General features: G+C 67.0%; 1 protein-coding gene and 1 pseudogene. Both read right to left on the bottom strand.

Annotated features, from left to right (window positions below; all coding sequences use genetic code 11):
* Window positions 1-20 precede the first annotated feature (20 nt).
* Entirely contained in the window at window positions 21-353 is a 333-nt protein-coding gene (locus HX774_RS06810) for a chorismate mutase (RefSeq protein WP_178825385.1), read from the bottom strand.
* Between the two features lie 4 nt (window positions 354-357).
* A pseudogene (locus tag HX774_RS20020) lies at window positions 358-485 on the bottom strand (ferredoxin--NADP reductase); the annotation flags it as partial.

The following is a 485-nucleotide window of genomic DNA, read 5'->3' as shown; positions in this document are numbered from 1 at the left end:
CCCTCAAGGGGAGAAGGAAATTAACCCCGCGTGGCGTCGTACTTGGCGAACTCGTGGGCGATGCAGCGGTCGATCAGCAGGCGCCAGACCGGCTCGGCGATGTCGGGCGACAGGCCCGCGGGTTCAGCGGCGGCCAGGACCTTGGCCACCACGTCGTCGATGCGGGCCTGGTCGAAGACAGCGTCGCGGTTCGGCTTGATGCGGGCGGCGGCGTCCATGTAGCGCTGACGCTCGGCCAGCAGCGTCACCAGCGCGCGGTCCAGGGCGTCCACGCCCCGGCGCACGTCGATCATGCTGGCGCAGTCTTCCGGGGCCTTGCGGTCGTCGATGGTCACGGTCTTGGGAGAGGTCATCAGATCAGCCGACAAAGGCGCGCTCCAGAACATAGTCGCCGGGCTCGGCGTTCGAGCCTTCTTTCAGGCCATAGGTTTCCAGCAGTTCGCCGGTCTCCTTGATCATGGCCATGGCGCCGCACAGCATGACGC

It is taken from the genome of Brevundimonas sp. P7753 (assembly GCF_013386595.1).
Classification (GTDB): domain Bacteria; phylum Pseudomonadota; class Alphaproteobacteria; order Caulobacterales; family Caulobacteraceae; genus Brevundimonas; species Brevundimonas bullata.
The sequence above is the reverse complement of the archived record's forward strand: the minus strand, read 5'-3'. Positions and strand labels throughout refer to the sequence as shown.